This is a genomic window from Streptomyces sp. ISL-12 (genome assembly GCF_018614415.1).
Classification (GTDB): domain Bacteria; phylum Actinomycetota; class Actinomycetes; order Streptomycetales; family Streptomycetaceae; genus Streptomyces.
In genome coordinates, this window is sequence record NZ_JAGGOO010000078.1 from 41,561 (window position 1) to 57,276 (window position 15,716).

Consider the following 15,716-nt stretch of genomic DNA (forward strand, 5'->3'; position numbering starts at 1 on the left):
GCGAGCTCCCGAGCGGCGCCCGCGCCAACGGACGGCGGCATCCGCGCAGAGCGCGAGCCGCGGACGTCACCGGAGGTCGACCAGATCGACGCCGGACCAGGCGCGGCGCCCGGGAGCCTGACGGGAGATACGCCCGCATGCTCGAACCGACCGAATCCACGGAGTCCGTGACCGGCTCCGCATCCGACAACACCCCCAGCGACACCCTGCCGCCGCGCCGCCGGCGCCGGGCGGCGTCCCGGCCGGCGGGTCCGCCGGCCGGTTCCTCCGGTACTCCGGCGGAGACCGTGGAACCGGCCGTTCCGGCCGCCGGTAGGGACCTCGCCGAAGACCTCCCGGACGACCTCGCCGACGAGGTCGTGGAGGAGGCGGAGGAGACCAAGCCGGCCGAGAAGCCGGTGGAGGAGCCCGCCGCCCGTCCGCGCCGCCGCGCGGTGCGCCGTGCCTCCGCACCCGCCGGAGCCCCCTCGTCCGTGACGGACGCCGAGACCGTGGTCCCCGCGACGCCCGCCGCCGACGCGGCACCGGCCCAGCCCGCGGCGGCCGAGCCCGCCGGGTCCACCACGTCCACCGCCTCCGACGACAGCGCCGCCGCTCCGCGCCGGACCCGTCGGCGTGCCACCCGTAGCGTGTCGGCGCCTGTGGCGGCGGCTGGGAGCGCCGGGGCGTCCGTGACGTCCGAGGTGACCTCTGAGGCGGCGTCCAGGACTCCTGAGACGCCGGCTGCCGAGAGCGCCCCGGCCGCCGAGGAGGCCGCTCCGCGTCGCACCCGTCGGCGTGCCACTCGTAGCGTGTCCGCGCCCGCGGCGACCGCTGAGGCGCCCGAGGCTGCCGAGACTGCCGCGACCCCTGTGCCGGCCGAAGCGGCGCCCGAGACTTCTGTGAGTTCCGAGGCACCCGCTGCCGAGAGCGCCCCGGCCTCCGAGGACGCCGCCCCGCGCCGCGGCCGTAGGCGGGCGACCCGTCGGGTGACCGCCCCGGTCGAGACGCCGGAGAGCACCGACACGCCGGAGACCGTCGACACGCCGGAGAGCGCCAGGACCGCGGACAGCGCGGCGGCGGAGCCCGCCGCGCCGACCGAGGACGCCGAGACGGCCTCCGCCGCCGAGGCCCCCGCCGAAGAGGCTGCCCCGCGTCGTTCGCGCCGCCGGGCCGTCCGCAAGGCCGCCACCGGTTTCGCCGAGCCCGCGCGGAAGGCCGGGACCGGCTCGGCGGGCGAGGAGAGGACGGCCCGCCCGGCCCGCCCCGCCGTCGCACTGTTCCAGCCGCCGGTCTTCACCGAACCCCAGTTCCAGACGCCCGAGCGGGCCGCGGCTGAGGCGGCCGCGGTGGCCGCCGGAGCGCAGTTGCCCGAGGACGAGCCGGAGCGCACGCCGGTCGCGGAGCCCGTGGAGACCACGGAGGCCGTGGAGGAGCAGCCCACCGGGTCGCGCCGCCGCCGCCGTCGCCGGGGCGCCGCCGACGAGGCCGCCGAGGAGCGGCCCGTCGAGACCGCCGCCGACGTGGACGAGCCGGAGGCCGAGGCGGACGCCGAGGAGCCGGACGAGGACGCGGACGGGGCCGACGCCGAGGAGGGCGGCTCGCGCCGCCGTCGTCGCCGGGGCGGCCGTCGCCGTCGCCGGGGCGACCTGACCGACGGCGACGCCGACCACGACACCGACGGCACGGACGCCGACACCGAGCACCTCGCCGCCGAGCAGGCCGCGCAGGACGCCGAGGACACGGCCGAGCAGGCCGACGAGGACGACGAGGACGACGACACCGACACGCGGGGCGGCGAGGGGACCGGCGGGTCCGGCTCCAGCAGCAGCCGTCGCCGCCGTCGCCGTCGCCGCCGGGCCGGTGACGGTTCCGGTGAGGCCGAACAGTCCTCCGACGACCCCGAGCGGACCGTCGTCAAGGTCCGCGAGCCCCGGCCCCCGCGGGAAAAGGGTGCGGAGCCGTCCGACGAGGTGCAGTCCATCAAGGGCTCGACCCGTCTGGAGGCCAAGAAGCAGCGCCGCCGCGAAGGCCGTGAGCAGGGCCGCCGACGCGTCCCGATCATCACCGAGGCCGAGTTCCTGGCCCGCCGCGAGGCCGTCGAGCGCGTGATGGTCGTGCGCCAGCACGGCGAGCGCACGCAGATCGGCGTCCTGGAGGACGGCGTGCTCGTCGAGCACTACGTCAACAAGGAACAGGCCACCTCCTACGTCGGCAACGTCTACCTCGGCAAGGTGCAGAACGTGCTGCCGTCGATGGAGGCCGCCTTCATCGACATCGGCAAGGGCCGCAACGCCGTGCTCTACGCCGGTGAGGTCAACTTCGAGGCGCTCGGCATGGCGAACGGCCCGCGCCGCATCGAGTCGGCCCTGAAGTCCGGCCAGTCGGTCCTGGTCCAGGTGACCAAGGACCCGATCGGCCACAAGGGCGCGCGTCTGACCAGCCAGGTCTCCCTCCCGGGCCGTTACCTCGTGTACGTGCCCGAGGGTTCGATGACCGGCATCAGCCGCAAGCTGCCCGACACCGAGCGGGCGCGGCTGAAGACCATCCTCAAGAAGATCGTCCCCGAGGACGCGGGCGTCATCGTGCGCACCGCCGCCGAGGGCGCCAGCGAGGACGAGCTGCGCCGCGACGTCGAGCGGCTCCAGCAGCAGTGGGCGGAGATCCAGAAGAAGGCCAAGAACGGCGGCAACGCTCCGACGCTGCTGTACGGCGAGCCGGACATGACCGTCCGGGTCGTCCGCGACATCTTCAACGAGGACTTCACCAAGGTCGTCGTCAGCGGCGAGGACGCCTGGGAGACCGTCCACGGGTACGTGTCGCACGTCGCGCCCGACCTGGCCGACCGGCTGTCCAAGTGGACCAGCGAGGTCGACGTCTTCGCCACGTACCGGATCGACGAGCAGCTCGCCAAGGCGCTGGACCGCAAGGTCTGGCTGCCGAGCGGCGGTTCGCTGGTGATCGACCGGACCGAGGCGATGGTCGTCATCGACGTCAACACCGGCAAGTTCACCGGCCAGGGCGGCAACCTGGAGGAGACGGTCACCAGGAACAACCTGGAGGCGGCCGAGGAGATCGTGCGCCAGCTGCGGCTGCGCGACCTCGGCGGCATCATCGTGATCGACTTCATCGACATGGTGCTGGAGTCCAACCGGGACCTGGTGCTGCGGCGCCTGCTCGAATGCCTGGGCCGGGACCGTACGAAGCACCAGGTCGCCGAGGTGACCTCGCTGGGGCTGGTGCAGATGACCCGCAAGCGGGTCGGACAGGGCCTGCTGGAGTCGTTCTCCGAGACCTGCGTGCACTGCAACGGGCGCGGGGTCATCGTCCACCTCGACCAGCCGTCCGCCGGCGGGAACGGCGGCGGCAAGCGCCGCAAGCGGGCCCGCGCGGGCGGCGCCGAGCAGCCGCACGAGCACGAGCACGAGGCCGCGCTCACCGTCGAGACGCCGACGGCGGAGCAGGAGGCGGAGGCCGAGGCCGAGCAGACCGCGGAGCGCGTCACCGAGCCGATCGCCCTGCCGTCGCCGGACTTCGCGCCCGACGAGGAGCTGTACAGCAGCGTCTACGAGGCGGAGGCCGCGGCCAAGCGCGGCCGGAGCCGGCGCCGGGCCAACCGGCGCGCGTCGGCCCCGGCGAGCGCGCCGAAGCCGGAGACCGCGGAGGTTTCCCCGGCCGCCGAGTCCGCCGAGCCCGCCCAGGCTCCGCGGGCCGCCCAGGCTCCGCAGGCCGAGGTGCCGACGGCGCGGGACGTGACGGCGCGGGAGGAGGCCGAGCGTCCGGTGCGGCCGGAGCCGGCCGCCGAGGCGCTGGCCGAGCCCGCGGCCGTGGAGGACGCGGTGGTCGGCACGCCGGAGGAGCAGGCGGCCCCGGCCGTCGCCGAGGCGCCCGCCGCGGAGGCCGCGCCCAAGGGCCGTACGCGCCGCAGGGCGACCCGCAAGGCGTCCGCCCCCGCCGGTTCGCCGGCCGGCGCGGAGGCCGCCGTGGTGACGGTTCCGGAAGCCGCCGCCCCGGTGGAGCGGGCCGAGCCGCAGGCGGCTCAGGCCGAGCAGCAGCCCGAGCCGGTGGCCGCCGAGCCCGCGCCCCCGGCCCGTCCGCGGCGCCGTGCCGTGCGCAAGGCCACCGCGCCCACCGCCGACGCGGAGGCGGCCGTCGTGGTCGTCCCGGCCGCCGAGGCCCCGGCCGCGGAGGCTCCGGCCGCCACGGAGGCTCCGGCCGCCGCGGAGGCTCCGGCCGTCGAGGAGGCCGCCCCGGCCAAGAAGACCGCCCGCAAGGCGGCCAAGAAGGCCCCGGCGAAGAAGACGGCCGCCAAGAAGACGGCCGCCACCAAGACCGCCGCCAAGAAGACGGCCGCCAAGAAGACGACGGCCAAGAAGGCGGCGTCCGAGGCGGCGTCCGAGGCGGCGACGTCCGAGGCGGCGCCCGAGAAGGCGACGGCCACCAAGACCGCCGCCCGGAAGACGACGGCGAGGACGACGGCGAAGAAGGCGGCGAAGACCACCAAGTCGGCCGCCAAGAAGACCACGTCGAAGAAGACCGCGGCGGCCGAGCAGTCGGCGCCGTCGGTGTCGGCCACGACGGAGGACTGAGCCGGACGGAACGGCGCGGGGCGCCGCCGGACCCGAGGAGGGCCGGGCGGCGCCCCGTCGCGTTCCCGCCCGCCTACGGCCGGGGCCCCCGGGCGAGCCGATCGACCGGACCCGGTTTGACCGGCGGATGCGGTCCCCGTAACCTTGACCGTCGGCGTGTCCATAGACGCGCCACATCCCCGTAAACCTCATCCTCCCGGGTGCCCGGCACTCTGGAGAGGCCGTCCGTTGCGTCGGGCGGCTGGCCTGCGGGGGTGCCGTTCTCCGAGCGAAAGAGAGATCCGCGTGTACGCCATCGTGCGCAGCGGTGGCCGTCAGCACAAGGTTGCTGTCGGTGACATCGTCGAGGTTGACAAGATTTCCACTGCCAAGGTTGGCGACACGGTCGAGCTCTCGACCCTGCTCGTTGTCGACGGCGACGCTGTGACCAGCGACCCGTGGGTGCTGGCCGGCATCAAGGTCCAGGCCGAGGTCGTGGACCACCACAAGGGGCAGAAGATCGACATTCTGCGCTACAAGAACAAGACCGGCTACCGCCGTCGTCAGGGCCACCGCCAGCAGTACACGGCGATCAAGGTCACTGAGATCCCCGCGGCTGCGAAGTAAGGGACTGAGGAGAGATGGCACACAAGAAGGGCGCATCGTCCACCCGGAACGGTCGCGACTCCAACGCCCAGCGGCTCGGCGTGAAGCGCTTCGGCGGTCAGGTCGTCAACGCGGGTGAGATCATCGTCCGCCAGCGCGGCACCCACTTCCACCCGGGCGCCGGTGTCGGCCGCGGTGGCGACGACACGCTGTTCGCGCTGCAGGCCGGTTCGGTGCAGTTCGGCACCGCGCGTGGCCGCAAGGTCGTGAACATCGTCCCGGTCGCCTGACCGGAGACTTTCGCGAGGCGGACCTCACTTCCCTCCGGGGAAGTGGGTCCGCCTTTCGCTTGTTGGATCAGGAAACACCCGTACGTAACTGGAGGCACATCCCATGACCACCTTCGTGGACCGCGTCGAGCTGCATGTCGCCGCGGGTAGCGGAGGCCACGGCTGTGCCTCCGTGCACCGGGAGAAGTTCAAGCCGCTGGGCGGCCCGGACGGCGGCAACGGCGGCCGGGGCGGGGACGTCATCCTCACCGTCGACCAGTCCGTGACCACCCTGCTCGACTACCACCACTCCCCGCACCGCAAGGCCACCAACGGCAAGCCCGGCGAGGGCGGCAACCGCTCCGGCAAGGACGGCCAGGACCTGGTACTGCCGGTCCCGGACGGCACCGTCGTCCTGGACAAGGCGGGCAACGTCCTCGCCGACCTGGTCGGCCACGGCACCTCCTTCGTCGCCGCGCAGGGCGGGCGCGGCGGGCTCGGCAACGCGGCGCTGGCCTCCGCGCGGCGCAAGGCCCCCGGCTTCGCGCTGCTCGGTGAGCCCGGTGACCTCCAGGACGTCGTACTGGAGCTGAAGACCGTCGCCGACGTGGCGCTCGTCGGGTACCCGAGCGCGGGCAAGTCCTCGCTGATCTCGGTGCTGAGCGCCGCCAAGCCGAAGATCGCGGACTATCCCTTCACCACGCTGGTGCCGAACCTCGGTGTCGTCACCGCCGGGTCGACCGTCTACACGATCGCGGACGTGCCGGGGCTGATCCCGGGCGCCAGCCAGGGCCGCGGGCTCGGCCTGGAGTTCCTGCGGCACGTGGAGCGGTGCAGCGTACTGGTGCACGTGCTGGACACGGCCACCCTGGAGTCCGACCGCGACCCCCTCTCCGACCTCGACATCATCGAGGAGGAGCTGCGGCAGTACGGCGGGCTCGGGGACCGGCCGCGGGTCGTCGTCCTCAACAAGATCGACGTCCCGGACGGCAAGGACCTCGCCGAGATGGTGCGGCCCGAGCTGGAGGAGCGCGGCTACCGCGTCTTCGAGGCGTCGGCCGTGGCCCACCTCGGGCTGCGCGAGCTGTCGTTCGCGCTCGCCGAGCTGGTGGCCGGGGCGCGTGCCGCCCGGCCCAAGGAGGAGGCGACGCGGATCGTCATCCGGCCCAAGGCCGTGGACGACACGGGCTTCACGGTCACCCGCGAGGAGGACGGGCTGTTCCGGGTGCGGGGCGAGAAGCCCGAGCGCTGGGTGCGGCAGACCGACTTCAACAACGACGAGGCCGTCGGCTACCTCGCGGACCGGCTGGGCCGGCTCGGTGTCGAGGAGCAGTTGGTGAAGGCCGGGGCCCGGTCGGGCGACGGCGTCGCCATCGGTCCCGAGGACAACGCCGTCGTCTTCGACTGGGAGCCGTCGATGATGGCCGGGGCGGAGATGCTCGGCCGGCGCGGCGAGGACCACCGCTTCGAGGCGCCCCGGCCCGCGGCCCAGCGCCGCCGGGACCGGCAGGCCGAGCGGGACGAGGCGGACGAGGAGTTCGAGGGCTTCGACCCGTTCTAGAGGTGTACGTGGCGGGTGTACGTGGCGGACGTGGTGAACCAGGGGTGAACTCGCTTCACCTTCCAGGACAACCACCTCGCCGGCCGGTGAGTCGTACCGGGCAGCGTGGGACGGCTTTCTGATCCGTCCCGCGGCCGACTGCCGTACGACTCACCGGAGAAGACGTGTCCAGACGCCTCGATGCAGCACAGTCCGGCCGGGCCCTGACGATCGCCGTCGCGCTCGTAGCAGCGACCTCGGCCATGTCACCGCTCGCCCAGGCCCGGCCCGCCGGGGCGGTGGAGCTGCGGCAGGACTTCAACGGCGACGGGTACGAGGACCTGGCCGTCGGTGCCCCGTTCGGCGCCGTGAACGGCGTCGCCAGGGCCGGTTACGTCGCCGTCCTGTACGGATCGGCGTCGGGGACGTCGACCTCGGCGAAGAAGATCTACTCGCAGGCCACCGCCGGCATACCCGGATCCCCCGAGCAGGGCGACGAGTTCGGGTACGCCCTGGACACCGCCGACCTCGACGGCGACGGATACACCGATCTGCTGGTGCTGACGGCGGAGGAGGAGTGGACCTCCGGCGGCAGGGAGCGGCTGGCCAGCCGGACCGTGCTGTGGGGCGGCGCCGGGGGCCTCACCTCGGCGACCACCCTGCCGGCCGCCGGTGACGGCGCCTACCAGGACGGTCCGTTCGCCACCGGTGACTTCGACGGTGACGGCCAGGACGACCTGATCCGTGAGGGAGTTCTGGAGACCGGCCCCTTCGGACGGGACGGCAGCCCGGCCGCCACCCGGCAGACGGCGCTCTCCTCCGTCCCCTTCAACGAGAGCGTGACCGACCTCGCCGCCGGTGACGCCGACGGTGACGGCCGCACCGATCTCGTCGCGCGCGTGACGGTGTACGAAGAGGGCGAGGAAGAGGCCGGCTACCAGGAACTGCGCTACCTGCGCGGTGGCGACGACCCCCTCGCGTCGGCCACCGTCCTCACCAACGGGGACGGCGACCCCGCCAACGCGACCGGCATCGCGCTCACCCTCGGCGACGTCGACGGCGACGGCCGGGCCGATCTCCTCCTGGGCTACCGCGACATCCGGATCTCCTACGGCACCGCGAACGGCCCGGACACCGCCCACATCCAGGTCATCGACCAGGACACCCCCGGCGTGCCCGGCAGCCAGGAGCCCGAGGACACCTTCGGCAGCCACCTCACCGTGGGCGACGTGAACGGCGACGGCTACGGCGACATCCTGGCGGGCAACCCCTCCGAGGGCGTCGGCACCGTCCAGCCGACCGGCTCCGTCGCCGTGATCCCCGGCGGACCGGACGGACCCACGGGCGCCGGCGGCCAGGTCTTCCACCAGGACACCGCGGGCGTGCCCGGCACGGCCGAGAAGGGCGACGCGTTCGGCTCCGCCCTCGACCTGGTCGACGGCGACGGCGACGGCCGCGCGGAGCCGGTCGTGGGGGCGTACGGGGAGAACAGCGGGACCGGCGCGGTGTGGGTCCTCCCCGCCACCGCCTCCGGCGCCACCGCCACCGGCTCCTTCGTCTTCGGCCCCGGCAGCCTCGGCAGGCCGGCGGGCATGGACTGGCTCGGTCACAACTTCCCGGGCTGAGGCGCCGTGCGGCCCGGCCCCCCGGGCCGGCGGTGACGGCCGGGGCCGCGGCGGGAGCGTGACCCCCCGTCGCGACCGGCTCCGTTCACCGTGAGGTTCCCGTGTCGCAACGGGACCCCTGCCGTCCACGTATTTGTCATGCACGCGAACGACTTGGTTCAGCGGCCCGACCACCCCGGAGCGTGAGCTTCCTGGGTGTCCACGAGGCCTGCGACACCAGGGAGTTCACCCATGACCGGAGCAACATCCACCGACCGTCGCCGCTTCCTGGCCGGCGGCGCCGCCCTGCTCGGCGCCGCGGCCACCCACCAGCTGTGGCTGCCCGCCTCCGCCCAGGCGGCCGAGACCCCGCTGCCCGAGGACGTGTTCAGCCTCGGCGTCGCCTCCGGCGACCCGCTCCCGGACGGCGTCGTGCTGTGGACCCGCCTCGCCCCCGACCCGCTGGCCGGCGGCGGCATGCCGGCCCGGAACGTGTCGGTGCAGTGGCAGGTGTCCTCGGACGTGAAGTTCCGCAAGGTGGTCCGCAGCGGCTTCACCGTGGCCCGGCCCGCCTACGGACACAGCGTCCACGTGGACGTCCGCGGCCTGCGGCCGGGACGTACGTACTGGTTCCGCTTCCGGGCCGGCGGCCGGCTCTCGCCCACCGGCCGCACCCGCACCGCCCCGGCGGCGAACTCGACCGGCACCGGCGGCCTGCGGGTCGCCCTGGCCTCCTGCCAGAACTGGCAGCACGGCTGGTTCACCCCGTACGCCGACATGCTCGAACAGGACCCGGACGTCGTGCTGTTCGTCGGGGACTACATCTACGAGTCCTCGCCGTCCGCGACCGCCGTGCGCACGCACGAGGGCACCGGCGAGCCCTACTCCCTCACCCAGTACCGCAACCGCTACGCCCAGTACCGCAGCGACCCCGACCTCGCGGCGATGCACGCGAACGCCCCCTTCGTCGTCACCTTCGACGACCACGAGGTCGACAACGACTACGCCGGCCAGGTCCCGCAGGACCCCGCCAAGCAGACGCCCGAAGACTTCGTGGACCGCATCACCGCCGCCTACCAGGCCTACTACGAGCACATGCCGGTCCGCGCCACCGCCATCCCGAACGGCCCGCACATCCGGATGTACCGGCGCCTGGAGTTCGGCCGGCTGGCCCGGCTGAACGTGCTGGACACCCGTCAGTTCCGCAGCGACCAGGCCACCAGCCAGGCCGGTGCCCAGGACCCGGAGCTGACGATGCTCGGCGCCGCGCAGAAGAGGTGGCTGCTGAAGGGGCTGCACGGCTCATTCGCCCGCTGGAACCTGATCGCCTCCCAGATCATGATGGCCGAGACCGACCTCAAGGTCGGCGAGGGCAAGCTCTGGTACTACGACGCCTGGGACGGCTACCAGGTGGAACGCAACGCCCTGCTGAAGGAGTTCCGGAAGGTCAGCAACCCGGTCGTGCTCACCGGCGACCGCCACCTCACCATGGTCAGCGACCTGAGGACCGACTACGCCGACCCGAAGTCGCAGGTCGTCGGCGCCGAGTTCGTCGGCACCTCCATCTCCAGCAACGGCGACCAGGACCAGGCCGCCTTCCACGCCCAGTTCGACCCGCTCAAGGCCGACAACCCGCACTGGAAGCTGATCGACGCCCACCGCGGCTACCACCTCTTCGACATCCGCCCGGACGGCATCGACGCCCGGGTGCGGACGGTGGACACGGTGCTCAAGCCCACCGCGACGGCCTCCACCCTGGCCCGGCTGCGGGTCGAGGCGGGCGACCCCGGGGTCTCCCTGGTGTGACCCCGTGACATGACCCCGTGGTGTGATCGCGCGGTGTGAGCCGCGCCACCGTCGGCCGCGCTTCTCAGCACTTCTCAGCCAACCCTCAGGAAGACCTCTTACCGTCTTCTGACCATGGAGACGGACTGTACGAGAGATGACGTCCCGGCCAACAGCGGGGTGTCCCCGTTCCCCGCCGGGACCCGACTGCTGCACATAGGCCCGCACAAGACCGGGACCACCTCGATCCAGGGCGCGCTGTTCGCCGCCAAGGACGCCATGGCGGCGCACGGCGTGGACTTCCCGGCCGACAGCCGGCACCCGATGTCGGCCGCCCTGGCGGTCTGCGCCCGCCCCGGGATGCTGGGCAACAGCAGACCCACCGAGCGGCACTGGGAGACCCTGGTCTCCCAGGTCGCCGCCACCGGCAAGCGGACCTCGGTGGTCAGCAGCGAGTTCTTCGCCGACGCCCCCGACGACGAGACCGTCGAGCGGATCGTCCGGGAGCTGGGCGGCGACCGGGTGCACGTCATGGTCACCCTGCGTCCGCTGGCCAAGATCATGCCCTCGCAGTGGCAGCAGTACGTGCAGAACGGCCTGCGCATGGGCTACGAGAGCTGGCTGGAGCACATGCTCCGGAAGCCGCCGTACGAGAAGCCCAACCCCAGCTTCTGGCGCCGGCACCGGCACGACCGGCTCGTCGAGCGGTGGGTCCGGGCGGTCGGCCCCGAGCGGCTCACCGTCGTCGTGGTCGACGACCGCGACCGCGGCGGCCTGATGCGCACCTTCGAGTCGCTGCTCGGCCTGCCCGACGGGCTGCTCCAGCCCGTCCCGGACACGGCGAACCGGTCGCTGACCCTCGCCGAGACCGAAATGCTGCGCAGACTCAATGTGGAATTCCGCGGCAACGAACTCCCCGAGGAGCTGTATTCCTCGCTCGTCCGCTACGGCGCCGTCATGCATATGAAGAACGCGTGCGCCCCGGGCCCGGACGACGTGAAGATACACACGCCGCGCTGGGCCGCCGAGGCCGCCGCGGAGATCGGCGCCGAGATGGCGGACCGGATCGCCGCCATGGGCGTACGCGTGCTGGGCGACCCGGCGCTGCTGTCCGCCGTGCCCGCGCTCCCCGACGCGGCCGGGACCAAGCCGCGCATCGACCCGGAGGTGGCCGCTCAGGCGTTGTACGGGGCGCTCGCCGCGGCCGCCGCCGCGCCCGTGCGCAACACCGCTCCGGTCAAGTCGCGTACGGTGCACCAGACGTCCTCCAAGGATCTCGTCAAGGTGCTCGGTCACCGCGCCCTGAAGAAGCTGCGCCGGCACTGAGGCGTCACGCAGCGCGACGCCGGGCTCCTGTGGAGTTACTCACAGCGATTCCACAGGAGTTCGCGTCGCCGCCGTGAACGTTTCGCCCGTCACCAGGAGCGCCAGGTGAATGACAGGTTGCGCGCACATATGCGGCAGAGGTCGCTCACCTTGCACTGCGGTAACCACAAGTGGGACCATTTCGAAGTTCCCTGTCGCCCCAAGGTAGGTCACCTGTGTCCCAGCACATAGCCAAGCCCCGTACCACCGCAGTGATCCTGGCCGGTGGCACCGGTCAGCGGGTGGGTCTGTCGATCCCCAAGCAGTTGCTGAAGATCGCCGGCAAGGCAGTCATCGAGCACACCCTGACCACCTTCGAGAACGCCGACTCCGTCGACGACATCATCGTGCTGATGGCCCCCGGCTACGTGCCCGACATCGAGAAGATCGTCGCCAAGGCCGGCTTCACCAAGGTGAAGAAGGTCATCGAGGGCGGCTCGACCCGGAACGAGACCACCGAGCGCGCCATCGCCGCCCTCGGCGAGGGGCTGGGCGAAGGGGAGGACCTCAACGTCCTCTTCCACGACGCGGTGCGCCCCCTGCTGTCGCAGCGGGTCATCGACGACTGCGTGAGCGCGCTGGAGCGCTACGACGCCGTCGACGTGGCCATCCCGTCCGCGGACACCATCATCGTGACCCGCACCCACGGCTCGGACGGCGAGTTCATCACCGACGTCCCGGACCGCTCCCGGCTGCGCCGCGGCCAGACGCCCCAGGCGTTCAAGCTGTCCACGATCAAGCGGGCCTACGAGGTCGCGGCCGGCGACCCGAACTTCCAGGCCACCGACGACTGCTCGGTCGTGCTCAAGTACCTGCCCGACGTGCCGATCCACGTCGTGGCGGGCGACGAGTACAACATGAAGGTCACCCAGCCCGTCGACGTCTTCATCGCCGACAAGCTCTTCCAGCTCGCCTCCAGCGCCGCCCCCGAGCAGGTCGGTGAGGACGCCTACCGCGAACTGCTGACCGGCAAGACCATGGTCGTCTTCGGCGGCTCCTACGGCATCGGCAAGGACATCGCGGAACTCGCCGAGTCCTACGGCGCCACGGTCTACGCGCTCGGCCGCTCCACCACCGGCACCCACGTGGAGAACCCGGAGGAGGTCGACGACGCCCTGTCCAAGGCGTACGCCGAGACCGGGCGGATCGACTACGTCGTCAACACCGCCGGCGTGCTGCGCATAGGCAAGCTCGCCGAGACCGACAACGCCACCATCGAGGAGGCGCTGAAGGTCAACTACCTGGCCCCGGTGCAGATCGCCCGGTCCTCGTACAAGTACCTGGCCGAGACCAAGGGCCAGCTGCTGCTCTACACCTCCAGCAGCTACACGCGCGGGCGTGCCGAGTACAGCCTGTACTCCTCCACCAAGGCCGCGATGGTCAACCTCACCCAGGCGCTCTCCGACGAGTGGGCCGGCGACGGTGTCCGCGTCAACTGCGTCAACCCCGAGCGGACCGCGACGCCGATGCGCACCAAGGCGTTCGGCCAGGAGCCCGCGGGCAGCCTGCTCTCCTCCGACGCGGTGGCCCGTGCCTCGCTCGACGTGCTGCTGTCCGAGCTGACCGGCCACGTCATCGACGTACGCCAGCAGGACCCGACCGCCGGTGCGGCCAAGGCGTCCGGCTTCGAGCAGGCGCTGGCCGCGGTGCTGGACCGTCAGGACGGCGTGTAATAATCGTCGGCAAATAGACTTCTGCAATTCAGGCCTCTGCTTCCGCTCGTCAATGTCGTGATTGTCATTGACAGGGCGAAAGCAGGGGCCTGAATCAGTACCTTCACCGATCGCTCACAATCCGCAGCAGAGCAGAGCAGGTTCTCCGTGATATCCACCGCTATTCGCGTCGCCCGGGTGGGCAGCGCGGCCGAGCTGGCCGCGGCGGTCCTCATGATGCTGGGCTACCCCGGCCTCATGGTGGCCGCGCTCGTCCCGAGCGTCCCCGCCTTCGCGGCCGCGGCCGCCGTGACGTACCTGGCGGACCACTTCCTGCACCGCAGGAACAGCTACCTGATCAACCGGCTCAGCAAGGTCCGGGCCGGCCTGTCGATCCGCTTCCTGATCCGGCAGCTGCTGCTGGTCCTCCTGCTGGCCCGGCTGTCCCTCGCGGACAACCTGATCTACTACGGCGCGATCGCCTGCTTCATCGCCTTCTTCGGCCTCCAGGCCCCGCACGGTGCCCTGGTCACCCTGATCCGCAACCGCCGCCGGCTGCCGGTCGCCACCCGCAACGTCGACCTGGCCTCGCGCGTCCGCATCCCCGACGCCCCGCCCCGCGGTCTGCTGCACCGCTCCGCCGAGAAGATCCTCCACCTCGACCTGTTCGCCGTCGTCGGCATACTGGCCGCCGCGCAGCTGGACAGCTCCGCGGTCGGTTTCGCCGGCATCGGTCTCACGCTGGTCCTGGGCGCCTTGTACGTGCTGGCTCTGCTGCGCTACGTCCGCGGCCGCCGGGTCCCGCCCAACGCCGAGACGGTGCTGGCCGCCGTCGACGACTGGCTGGGCGAGTACCGGCCGGAGACGGTGCTGTACTTCTCCGGCTCCAAGGACTCCGCGTACCAGGTCAACATGTGGCTGGAGACCATGGAGCAGCTGGAGACCCGGCCGCTGGTCATCCTGCGCGAGCGGGTCATCCTGCAGAACCTGGCGCCCACCACCGTCCCGGTGATCTGCGTGCCCGGCGGTGTGCACCTGATGAACATGGACCTGTCCACGGTCCGCGTCGCGCTCTACGCCGCCAACGTCGGCAAGAACATCCACATGCTGCGCGTCCCGACCATGAAGCACGTCTTCATCGGCCACGGGGACAGCGACAAGCTGGCCAGCGTCAACCCGTTCAGCAAGGTCTACGACGAGGTGTGGACCGCCGGACGCGCGGGCCGCGACCGCTACGCCATCGCCGACGTCGGCGTCCGCGACGACGACATCGTCGAGGTCGGCCGCCCCCAGCTCGCCCCGATCCGCACCTGGCAGGGCGTTCCCGAGGGACGTATGCCGACCGTGCTGTACGCGCCCACCTGGGAGGGCTGGGACGGCAACCCCGGCAACACCTCGATCGTGCTGGCCGGCGAGAACATCGTGCGGCGACTGGTGACCGCCGACCCGCCGGTCCGCGTCCTGTACAAGCCGCACCCGTTCACCGGCACCGTCAGCAAGGAGGCCGGCGCCGCCCACCGGCGGATCACCGCCCTGGTGGAGAAGGCCGCCGCCGAGCGCGCCGCCGACGCCCGCTTCGCCGCCGACGCCTCCGCGCAGGCGAAGGCCAAGGCGGAACTCGCCCGCGTCGAGGCCCGGCTCGCCGCGCTGTCCGGCGGCTCCGACAAGGGTGACGAGGCCGAGGCCAGCCGCGACGGCGTGGTCGACGTCCGCAGGCACGAGGAGATCGCCCGGCTGCGCGCCGAGTGGAACGACGCCTACTGGGCGGCCGTCCCGGCCTGGGAGCACCGGGTCATCACGGGCGCCGAGCCGCGCCTGTACGACTGCTTCAACGTCTCCGACGCGATGGTCTCCGACATCTCCAGCGTGGTCTCCGACTTCATCGCCAGCGGCAAGCCGTACGCGGTCACCGACTCGGGGGAGCTGGGCGAGGAGGAGTTCAAGCGGCAGAACACGGCGGTGCGTGCCGCGGTGATCCTCGACAACACCGCCGCCGGGCTCGTCGAGTTGCTGGCCGCGGTCCGCGACCCGGCCCGGGACGCGCTGGCCGAGGACCGCAAGGATCTCAAGCGCTATCTGCTCGGTCCCGACGAGCCGACCTCCATCGAGCAGTTCAACGACGCCGTCGCGGACCTCGCGGTGAAGGCCGAGGCGCGCAACGTCGGCCAGGAGTCCCGGATCGTGGCCGGCGGCCCCGACGTGGAACTGGCGGACGCGCTGCCCGTGCAGCGGGCGAGCGGCGCCGGTGAGGCGGACGGCGCGGGCGCCGCCTGACCGCGCACGCCCCGCACCGGACGGCTCGGCCCTTGAGGGCCGGGCCGTTTTCGCTGCGGAAACCGTGATGTCGA

General features: G+C 72.4%; 9 protein-coding genes. All 9 read left to right on the top strand.

What is annotated here, in order from left to right:
- Nucleotides 1-137 precede the first annotated feature (137 nt).
- The 9 genes from J7I94_RS21735 (at nt 138) to J7I94_RS21775 (ending at nt 15,642) form a co-directional block, all read left to right on the top strand.
- The gene (locus J7I94_RS21735; RefSeq protein WP_215169038.1) at nt 138-4,568 is read left to right on the top strand and encodes an Rne/Rng family ribonuclease; all 4,431 of its coding nucleotides are present in this window, start codon (nt 138-140) and stop codon (nt 4,566-4,568) included.
- A gap of 285 nt (nt 4,569-4,853) precedes the next feature.
- On the top strand, nt 4,854-5,174 hold the full coding sequence (rplU, locus tag J7I94_RS21740; protein WP_004931419.1) for a 50S ribosomal protein L21: 321 nt from the start codon (nt 4,854-4,856) through the stop codon (nt 5,172-5,174).
- Nucleotides 5,175-5,188: 14 nt separating this feature from the next.
- Nucleotides 5,189-5,443: a 50S ribosomal protein L27 gene (gene rpmA / locus J7I94_RS21745; protein ID WP_215169040.1), complete on the top strand. Its 255-nt coding sequence runs from the start codon at nt 5,189-5,191 to the stop codon at nt 5,441-5,443.
- Between the two features lie 103 nt (nt 5,444-5,546).
- Nucleotides 5,547-6,983 carry a GTPase ObgE gene (obgE, locus tag J7I94_RS21750; protein WP_215169042.1) on the top strand — a complete coding sequence of 479 codons (1,437 nt, stop codon included), beginning with the start codon at nt 5,547-5,549 and terminating at the stop codon, nt 6,981-6,983.
- Nucleotides 6,984-7,147: 164 nt separating this feature from the next.
- Nucleotides 7,148-8,587: an FG-GAP and VCBS repeat-containing protein gene (locus tag J7I94_RS21755; RefSeq protein WP_215169044.1), complete on the top strand. Its 1,440-nt coding sequence runs from the start codon at nt 7,148-7,150 to the stop codon at nt 8,585-8,587.
- 231 nt (nt 8,588-8,818) lie between these two features.
- The gene (locus tag J7I94_RS21760; protein WP_215169046.1) at nt 8,819-10,372 is read left to right on the top strand and encodes an alkaline phosphatase; all 1,554 of its coding nucleotides are present in this window, start codon (nt 8,819-8,821) and stop codon (nt 10,370-10,372) included.
- Between the two features lie 114 nt (nt 10,373-10,486).
- Nucleotides 10,487-11,677, top strand: a complete 1,191-nt coding sequence (locus J7I94_RS21765) for a hypothetical protein (RefSeq protein ID WP_215169048.1) — start codon at nt 10,487-10,489, stop codon at nt 11,675-11,677.
- A 215-nt stretch (nt 11,678-11,892) separates the two neighbouring features.
- A complete protein-coding gene (locus J7I94_RS21770; RefSeq protein ID WP_215169050.1) occupies nt 11,893-13,389 on the top strand; it encodes a bifunctional cytidylyltransferase/SDR family oxidoreductase in 1,497 nt (498 codons plus the stop codon).
- Between the two features lie 177 nt (nt 13,390-13,566).
- On the top strand, nt 13,567-15,642 hold the full coding sequence (locus J7I94_RS21775) for a CDP-glycerol glycerophosphotransferase family protein (RefSeq protein WP_215169220.1): 2,076 nt from the start codon (nt 13,567-13,569) through the stop codon (nt 15,640-15,642).
- The last annotated feature ends 74 nt before the right edge of the window (nt 15,643-15,716 follow it).

Coding starts and splice junctions, on each gene's coding strand:
- J7I94_RS21735 (WP_215169038.1), top strand. CDS start 138: ATGCTCGAACCGACCGAATCCACGGAGTCCGTGACCGGCTCCGCATCC.
- rpmA (WP_215169040.1), top strand. CDS start 5,189: ATGGCACACAAGAAGGGCGCATCGTCCACCCGGAACGGTCGCGACTCC.
- obgE (WP_215169042.1), top strand. CDS start 5,547: ATGACCACCTTCGTGGACCGCGTCGAGCTGCATGTCGCCGCGGGTAGC.
- J7I94_RS21760 (WP_215169046.1), top strand. CDS start 8,819: ATGACCGGAGCAACATCCACCGACCGTCGCCGCTTCCTGGCCGGCGGC.
- J7I94_RS21765 (WP_215169048.1), top strand. CDS start 10,487: ATGGAGACGGACTGTACGAGAGATGACGTCCCGGCCAACAGCGGGGTG.